Below are 8,695 nucleotides of genomic sequence, written 5' to 3' on the forward strand. Positions count from 1 at the left end.
TGAAATTCCAATTATTTCTGTTCCAAAACGATAGAGATAAATTTGTTTATTTGGGTAAGAATGTTGTCTGCTTCAACCCGATTTTCAAATCGAAGGAAAAGAGTTCCTAGTGAAGTGTTGGCTCCTGTAAAAGGAACAATTTCGTCGCCCGCTTTTACAATGAGTCCTTCGTTACGCACATATTTTTTGCGAAATTCCGGTTCGATATCGATGGACACGAGCTTTCCTCTTTTTGAGGAATGCAATATGTAATTGCACCAGACGCCATCATATTCGGGAGCGCAGATGTTATCCAAAGGCATGCTAAGAGCCTTCTTAATTTCGTTACGAATAAGGCTTTGTCCTGTTGCCATATCTTGCAGTTCAGCGATGCGGTTCCCGCCGCCTCGTGGACTCACTTCCATAATATAAGCCTTACCGTTAGAACAAATGCGGCTTTCCACATTGTAAATGCCTGACTTAACATGGAGCAAGTCAAAGAGGCGTTGTAATTGCGCAGTCAAATCGTCTTGAAATTTCTGTTCCATCGTTGCAGGCCAAATTTCAACAGCGGGCGTGTAAGGGTTTGCAGCATTCGTGTCAAAAAGTTGATCTGAATAAGCGGGATAAACTAGCTTTCCGTTCACTGTAAAAATATCTGCACTAGACTGCGCTCCAACCTTATCCAAAAAATCTTCGATGATGAAATTTTTGGAGAGTGAGGCGTTTAGCGCATTTTGTATTGCGGCTGCAAGGTCACTTTTATTCTCAACTTTAGTTACGCCTTTGCTTCCGGCAGAATCTACAGGTTTTACGATAACTGGCCAATTAAAATAATCAACATCTTTGAGTGCATCGTCAATATTGTTGTAACCTTTTGCGTTGGGAGAGTTGAATCCGTTTTCGAAAAGAAATTTGCGGAAAAGGGATTTATCTTGCAAGATGCATGCCGCCTTGTAACTGCATTGGAATGTCAACTTCATCTTTTCCGCAACGTATGCTGCAGAGACTACTCCTGGATCAACAGCGTGTGAAAGAATTCCGTCAATTTTTAATTCTTGAGCCGCTTTAAGAACTGCATCTTTATCGATGATGCTCACGTTCACATATTCGTCGGAAAATTTATGCGCAATGTTATTTGGTAAGTAGTCGGCGGTAATCACATAAACGCCTAGCTTGTGAGCTTCTTCAATTACAGGAAGCAAATATCGAAGCCCGCCAAGAAGCATCAGCTTTTTCATCTCTAAAACCCACCGTTTTCAAAAGCGCGCGCAATATAATACGAAGGCTCGTAAAATGCGCTGCAGTTGTAGTTGTCAATTTTTTCGCAAATCCAGCTGTTATAAATTTTTAAAATGCCATCGGCATAATCTTCGCCAGGTTGCAAAGTATCAACAATTAAACGCTGATAAACTTTACCCATTTGAAGTTCTGTCGGAATAATTTCAGCTAAAGTTTTATCCACATTCGTGATGTCAAAATTTCCGCTTTGTAAATTGTATTGAGTCGTCCATTCGTAAACAACTTCTTCGGGATTTTTACAGTGCATCACATTTGCTACACTTAACTGATGCACAAGATTTTCCTTGCCCAAAGCATTTACCACATACTTGTTGTGCTGCTTTAATTTTCGCGCAGTGCGTTCAATCATATAACACACGAAATACAAATCGTTGATAGTAATTTCTTCGTCTGGAAAATAGATGTTTTGCATCGCTTTTATTTTTTCACCACGCTTAAAATTCTTTCAACATCCGCGTCCGTTAAATCCGCAAACATTGGCAAACACAAAACGCTTGCGGCGAGTTTGTGCGCCACAGGCAGATTTTCGGGGCGAGCGCTTTCAAGTCCGCGGTAAGTGGAGAATTCGCTAATCAGCGGATAAAAATAGCGGCGTCCAAAAATATTGTGTTCTTTTAATTTTTCGTATAAAGCATCGCGGCTTGTGCCGTAAATTTGTTCGTCGATGAAAATGGGGAAATACGAATAATTGTGACGAACGCCTTCGAGGTCTTTTAAAAAGCGAATGCCTGCGGTATTTTTCAATTCTTTGCGGTAAAGGTCTGCGACATGTTTGCGCTTCGCAATGGCATCATCCACTTGACGTAAATTCAACAAACCGTAGGCGGCACGAAGTTCGTCCATTTTACTGTTAATGCCGGGAGCAATCACTTCGGTTTCACCAGCAAAACCGAAATTTTTTAAGTAGTCAATGCGTTTCTTGGTCGCTTCATCGCGGCAAATAAGTGCGCCTCCTTCGACTGTGTTGTAAACTTTCGTCGCATGAAAACTCAGCGTTGCCATATCGCCTTGATTTAAAATGGATTCACCGTTGACTTTAACGCCGAAAGCATGAGCCGCATCGTAAATGACTTTTAATCCGTATTTGTCTGCAATTTCTTGAATTTCTTTTGTATGACAAGGCGTGCCGTAAACGTGCACTGGCATAATGGCCGTTGTGTGCGGAGTAATTGCAGATTCAATTTTTTGAGGATCAATATTTCCAGATTCTTCTTCGATGTCAACAAAGACAGGCTTAATTCCATTCCACCAAAGGGAATGCGTCGTCGCGACAAAACTATAAGGCGTTGTAATCACTTCGCCTGTAATGCGCATCGCTTGTAATGCGGTAATAAGCGGAAGAGTTCCGTTGGTAAAAAGACTAATGTATTTTACGCCAAGGTATTCTGCAAGGGCTTTTTCAAGTTCCTTGTGGTAACATCCATTGTTTGTGAGCCACTTGCGATTCCAAATATCTTTGAGCATTGGAATAAAATCATCCAAAGTAGGAAGCAGTGGAGATGTAACAGTAATCGCTTTATTTTCCATGTGACCTCTGAACCATACTTAAAATCTCTTTCAGTGTACTCTTGTTGCAAAAATAACTGCTTAAAAAATAATAAAGTACACCAACACAGAATCCTACGATTAATTGCAAAAGATACTGATTTTCCAACAATAAAGAATTTACTCCTAAAATAATGCCAGCCATTATAAGAGAATTGATGAAAGTGGGAACTAAAAATTTAAGCTGCGTTCCAAGGCCTGCTTTCATTAATTTCCCCGAATAGTAGGTATTGATGTAAAGAGAGATAAATGCTGTTACAATTTTGCCTATGCACATGACAATAAGGCCTTGGGGAAGGGTTATACACAAAACGGAAATGCCTACAATTTTTTTGATAATTTCAAGTTTTAAAAATAAGTCAGACCTTCCTAAAACCTGAAGTAAATTCAAATTAATCGCATGAACAGGATACCACATCATTGAAATACAAAGTAATTGAAGAAGAATGACCATGTCTATCCATTTCTCTGTCAAAAAAGTCAACACCAAAGGTTTAGATAATGCAAATAACCCCATCATTAAAGGAAACACAATAAAAGTTGACATATTCAAAAATTTAAGATAGCCTTTTCGCATACGCTCACAGTCATCTTGCATTTTGCTCAAGATCGGAAACGAAACCCTCTGCAAAATTCGAGTAATGTTCAACGAGGGAAACTGAGCAAAATGTTCTGCTTTTGAATAACCGCCCAATTGAGCTGGAGTATAAAATTTGCCAATAATGAGTGGGTAGATGTTGTTATACGCCGTATCAATTAAGCCAGAGAGAAGTAACTTAGAACCGTAAGAAAATAAGTATTTGAATGAATCTTTTGAAAAGAAACAAGTCGGACGCCAGCGAACTAAAAACCAATAAAGCGCAGATGTAAGAATGGTACTAAAAAGGCTTTGAATAACTAACGCCCATACTCCATAACCGCGATAAGCAAAGAAAATGCCGACAATTCCAGAAAGAATGGCACAAGATAGTGAAATTTTAGCCTGTTTTTTAAAGTCAATCTGTATAGTTAGTGTAGTAGTTTGTACCGCATTGAATGATTGGAAAATGAGCCTTAGCGCAAGAACTCTGAGAACAAGAGTGAGTTCTGGCATCTTGTAAAAATCAGAAATCAAAGGTGCTGTAAAAAAGATAACGGCATAACAGACTAAGGCCATCCCAATGTTAAAAAAAAACATCGTGGCCATATCTTTTTCAGTGCGGTCAATTTTTCGGATAATCGCATTTGCAAAACCGCTATCAATAAAAGTTTGGCTAACAGCAAGGAAAATGGTGAGCATTGCAATCACACCATAATCTGCTGGAGTAAGCATGCGCGCAAGAATAATACCAAATAGAAATTGAACGCCCTGAGTAGAGAATCTTTCTATAGCACTCCAAATCACACCATGTGCAGTTTTTCTTTTTAAACTATCTGCCATATTATTTTTTAATCCTTAATAGGAATTTTCGTTTGCGCATTTTTACAATTTAGAAATATTATTACCTGACAGAAATATGAGCGAACATAACGATGGCTCAGCTTTAACTTAAATCTCCCCACTCACCCACTTTTCCCTCTTTATAATCCAATCTTTTAAACTATCAACTGCAGATTCATAACTTGTATGATAATCAACATGTGGCCAAGAATCATCACGCTCTAAAATAGGCCAACGATTTTCATCGTTTAAAACGGCTTTGTGAATTTGCGGAACCATAACATCGATAGAATCATTCATCGCTAAAAAGAATTGATGATTTTCATCCCAAAATTTTTTTACTGCGTTTTTAAATTGCTGATTTTTAAAAAGGTACTTATACCAACCATAGCGATTGACATACCAATCATAAGGAGAAGATTTTGACTTATTTGAAAGACCATACGCTAAATCAAAATCCCAAATAGGACCAAGTTTAAAAACATTTCCCAACTCTTTATGAATAAAAGTACTGCGCCCAAATGCCCCGTCTATATTTTTTGCAAATTCTTGAATCGTATAGTAATGCACAAAATTTTCTAAATCCAAAACGGTATTTAAATTTGATTTAGAATTTTTTAAAATTGATTCGAATTTATTAACTTGATTTTTTATGTTATCTAGAATTTCAATTGTTGCATCTTCAGGGAAACGCACTCGAAATTGATAATTGAGCGAACTTGTAAAATAGGGGTTATTTTTCTTTTCCGCCTCAGTTGTTTTCTCAATCAAAAAGCTCGAATCATTTTTTGCAATGTTCACGCGATCTTTGGAAACTTTAACACTTTCGGTTAGCAAATAAAGTCCCATATATTTTCGGTTTAAAAAGACTTCGACAAAAGCCATCCGCGGCGCATAATCGCCCAAAGTTTGCGCCAGTTGCAAAGTGATGAAATTTCGCAAATGCGTTTTATCGCGGAAATTTGAAATTAAAATCCATTCTTTATTTTTCGGCATTCCAAAGAGCGATTGTTTTTCTGCAAACTTGATTTTTAGGCTATACTTCGTCATCATAAAAGATGAATTGCCGTGGCCTTTAATTTTCAATTCTAACACTTCACTTTCCGGAGAATCTTTTCCGTAAATTTGTAAATGCGCAGGAATTTTTGTTTCTTTATCGCGAATCTGTTTAAAATTTTCCGTTTCTATCACAAGCCGCGGAAGTTCCGCATACGGATATTCCGAATCGTCTAATGGCAAAAAAGTTGAATCTTCTTCGGGAGAATTCCAAAAGCAGCCGACGAGAATTACGCCGAGCGCAAAAGCAATCATTGCGATTTTGAAAATTCGTTTTTGAAGATTCTTCATGGTCGATGCAAAGATAACTATATTTTGAATTGATGTTTGATTCGTCGAGCCATATAAAAATTTTTGCTCTTGTACTCTGCTTCTGTACAAGTATTTTTGCGACGGAATTTGTGCGACCTATCACGCGCCCGCATTCGGGAATTTCTCTCGGCAGCATGGCAGAGCTCCGCGATGATGTTTACAGCTTAGACGGGCGCTTTTCTGCCGAAGTCGCTTTTAACAATCGCATTAGCGTTTACAGCGATATTTCGTATCGCTTTTTCAGCTATCAATGGGAAACCGAATTACACGATCAGTTGCACGAACTTGTGGACTTGCGCGTCAACGGTTTTAATGAATCGTATTTAGGCGTTAAATTTTTTCCGATTGAATTCGTCGGGCTTGCGGTAAATTGGCGATTCGAACCGGGAGACGGCAGCCAAAACGATCGCTTTCAGCGTTTAGGAGTTGAGCCGTTGACAGTCATTCCGATTTCGGAATATTTAGAATTTGGTGCAGCACTCGGATTTTATTCGTTTATTGAACGCGATAATTTTCAGCCGGGCGATGAAATCGGCGGACAAGTTTCTTTGATTTGGAAACCCTTTTACAAATTGCAAAATCCCCGCGGACTTAAATTGTCTTATGTATTTTTATTGCGCAAGCGCATCGAAGAATCGAAAAATTTAAACATGAAAACCGCTTATCAAAAAATGGACGATGAATATGCGGGCTTTCGCATGCGAGCCGCCATCGAATACGATTTAAAATCCATTCCGCTCGGTTGCGGTTTTGCTTACGAAATGAATCGCGGCACCCTTTTCGGTTTTGAAACCGGTCACCGCATTGAATTTTTCTTCACATCAAATTGGTGAGAATTGATATGAATGTTGCACTAATTTTTGCAGGTGGCTCTGGAACGCGTATGAATACGAAAGCAAAGCCTAAACAATTTTTGATTTTGAGTGGTAGGGCAATTATTATTCATACGCTAGAATATTTTGAAAATCACCCTGAAATTGATGCAATTTGTGTAGTATGTATTGAACCTTGGATTCCTTATTTAAAAACACTTTTAGAAAAGCACAACATTTCAAAAGTCAAGTGGATTGTTCCTGGTGGATCCACGGGGCAAGAATCAATTTATCATGGAATACAAGCAATTCATGACGCAAAAATTTCTGACGATAGTATTGTGCTTGTTCACGATGGTGTGCGCCCTTTGATTACCGAAGAATTGATTACAAACTGCATTGAATGTGCAAAAGAAAATGGAAATGCAATTACGGTTGCCCCTGCTGTTGAAACCATTATTCGGACAGACGACAATAATAAAATTGCTGATATTTATAACCGAAGCTATTGCCATTTAGCGCGCGCTCCACAATGTTTTAAAGTGGGCGATTTTTATAAAGCTCATATTCAAGCGCGAAGCGAAGGCATAAATGATATTATTGATTCTGCATGCCTAATGAAACGCTATGGACATACATTACACATGGTCGAAGGTCCAACCGAAAATATCAAAATTACAACACCTATGGATTTTTATTTATTTAGAGCAATCTTTGAAGCTCGTGAAAATTCACAAATTTTTGGATTATAAAAATGGAATCTTTACACGATTTATATGTTCAAGAAGATGTTGAACAAATTGCTTTATCAAACGAAATCCCTTGGGATTTTTATTCGAATAAAACGGTTCTTATTACAGGTTCTACAGGTTTAATCGGCTCGATTTTAGTTTTTGCACTTGCATGCAGAAATCGAATGTTTAATCAAAATATTAAAATTAAAGCTCTTGTTCGAAATTTAGAAAAAGCAAAAGCTCTTTTTTCAGAAATTTTAAATTCTAAAAATTTTGAAATTGTTGTTGCAGACATCAATTCAAATTTAGATAAGGTCGGTCCTATTGATTTTATTATTCACACGGCGAGTATGACTAGCTCAAAAGATTTTGTTGAACGCCCGATTGAAACCATTGCAACTGCGATTTATGGCACACAAAATGTGCTTAATTTAGCACGATCACAAAATGTTCAGGGTATGCTTTATTTGTCATCGCTTGAAGTTTATGGTGTTCCTGAAAATAAAGTTTTAATTTCTGAAAAAGATTCAGGCTACATTGATTGCTTGCAAGTTCGAAGCAGTTATTCTGAAGGAAAACGCATGGTTGAATGTTTGTGTGCCTCTTATGCTTCAGAATATAACGTACCAGTAAAAGTGGCTAGATTAAGCCAAACTTTTGGCGCAGGCGTTGATTATTCAGATAATCGTGTGTTTGCTCAATTTGCAAGAAGTGTCATTGAAGGCCATGATATTGTTTTAAAAACAAAAGGTGAAACGCTTCGAAATTATTGCTACACAGCAGATGCCGTTTGTGCTTTGCTTATCATTTTAGCAAAAGGAAATGTGGGCGAAGCATACAATGTGGCAAATGATTCTACAGCGATTTCAATTGCCGACATGGCAAAATTTGTATGTGAAAATTTTTCAGAAAATAAAAGTAATGTTGTGTTTGATATTGCAGAAGATGCGATGAAATTAGGCTATAATCCAGTTGTTAAAATTTGCCTTGATACAAACAAATTAGAATCTTTGGGTTATAAACCTAAATACAGCTTAATGCAAATGTTTGACCGCTTAATCAAAAGTATGAAGTTAAAAAAGAAATAACCCTTCTTTTACCTTTTGATATATTTCGTATTTCGTCCTTTTCCAATCGTTGTAATCACGCCACTTTTAACCATTTTTCCTAAAATCGATTCTACTGTTGTAGCACTAACATCGGGTAAAATTTTTAAAATCTCCGCTTTAGAAATCGGCAAAAGAGAATTTAAAATAGTCGCTTCGATTCTTGCAGATTTTGTGATTTTTTTTGAATTGATCACTGCAAAACGTTTGTCTAATTCTTGATAACAAATGTATAATGTCATGAGAAAATTTTTGATGAATGGAACATAATCGTTTTGATTTTCATGCCAATTTTTAGAAGAATCTTTTAAAGATTTATAATACCAATTTTTATGGCTCTTCATCAACATGTGTGGGTGGCTTCGCCACCCTTTTTTTGTTGACTTTCGCCTAAATCAAACAAAAAAAATGGGCTATTTTCTAAAATTT

9 protein-coding genes are annotated in these 8,695 nt (G+C 37.3%); 3 read left to right on the top strand and 6 right to left on the bottom strand.

The genetic code is table 11. From position 1 onward, the window contains the following. Positions 1–11: 11 nt before the first annotated feature. From B0H50_RS11240 to B0H50_RS11260, 5 genes are all read right to left on the bottom strand, one after another. Complete coding sequence (locus B0H50_RS11240) at positions 12–1,220, bottom strand: ATP-grasp domain-containing protein (protein ID WP_106198436.1); 1,209 nt, start codon at positions 1,218–1,220, stop codon at positions 12–14. 2 nt (positions 1,221–1,222) lie between these two features. Continuing rightward, positions 1,223–1,693 carry a hypothetical protein gene (locus B0H50_RS11245; RefSeq protein WP_106198437.1) on the bottom strand — a complete coding sequence of 157 codons (471 nt, stop codon included), beginning with the start codon at positions 1,691–1,693 and terminating at the stop codon, positions 1,223–1,225. Positions 1,694–1,698: 5 nt separating this feature from the next. Further along, positions 1,699–2,808, bottom strand: coding sequence for a DegT/DnrJ/EryC1/StrS family aminotransferase (locus B0H50_RS11250; RefSeq protein ID WP_106198438.1), 1,110 nt, complete (start codon positions 2,806–2,808; stop codon positions 1,699–1,701). Beyond that, entirely contained in the window at positions 2,798–4,246 is a 1,449-nt protein-coding gene (locus B0H50_RS11255; RefSeq protein ID WP_106198439.1) for a lipopolysaccharide biosynthesis protein, read from the bottom strand. Before B0H50_RS11255 ends, B0H50_RS11250 begins: the two co-directional genes overlap by 11 nt. A gap of 108 nt (positions 4,247–4,354) precedes the next feature. After that, entirely contained in the window at positions 4,355–5,593 is a 1,239-nt protein-coding gene (locus B0H50_RS11260; protein WP_109587753.1) for a CotH kinase family protein, read from the bottom strand. Positions 5,594–5,703: 110 nt separating this feature from the next. Here B0H50_RS11260 and B0H50_RS11265 point away from each other — a divergent pair, with 110 nt between their 5' ends. The 3 genes from B0H50_RS11265 to B0H50_RS11275 are packed head-to-tail and all read left to right on the top strand — an operon-like array spanning position 5,704 to position 8,248. After that, entirely contained in the window at positions 5,704–6,447 is a 744-nt protein-coding gene (locus B0H50_RS11265; RefSeq protein ID WP_146193749.1) for a hypothetical protein, read from the top strand. Between the two features lie 8 nt (positions 6,448–6,455). Continuing rightward, positions 6,456–7,178: an IspD/TarI family cytidylyltransferase gene (locus tag B0H50_RS11270; protein WP_106198442.1), complete on the top strand. Its 723-nt coding sequence runs from the start codon at positions 6,456–6,458 to the stop codon at positions 7,176–7,178. 2 nt (positions 7,179–7,180) lie between these two features. Continuing rightward, a complete protein-coding gene (locus B0H50_RS11275; protein WP_106198443.1) occupies positions 7,181–8,248 on the top strand; it encodes an NAD-dependent epimerase/dehydratase family protein in 1,068 nt (355 codons plus the stop codon). An 8-nt stretch (positions 8,249–8,256) separates the two neighbouring features. Here B0H50_RS11275 and B0H50_RS11280 read toward each other — a convergent pair whose 3' ends face one another. Beyond that, positions 8,257–8,616: a hypothetical protein gene (locus tag B0H50_RS11280; protein ID WP_109587755.1), complete on the bottom strand. Its 360-nt coding sequence runs from the start codon at positions 8,614–8,616 to the stop codon at positions 8,257–8,259. Between the last annotated feature and the right edge of the window lie 79 nt (positions 8,617–8,695).

Origin of the sequence: Hallerella porci, from assembly GCF_003148885.1 — a bacterium.
Taxonomy (GTDB): domain Bacteria; phylum Fibrobacterota; class Fibrobacteria; order Fibrobacterales; family Fibrobacteraceae; genus Hallerella; species Hallerella porci.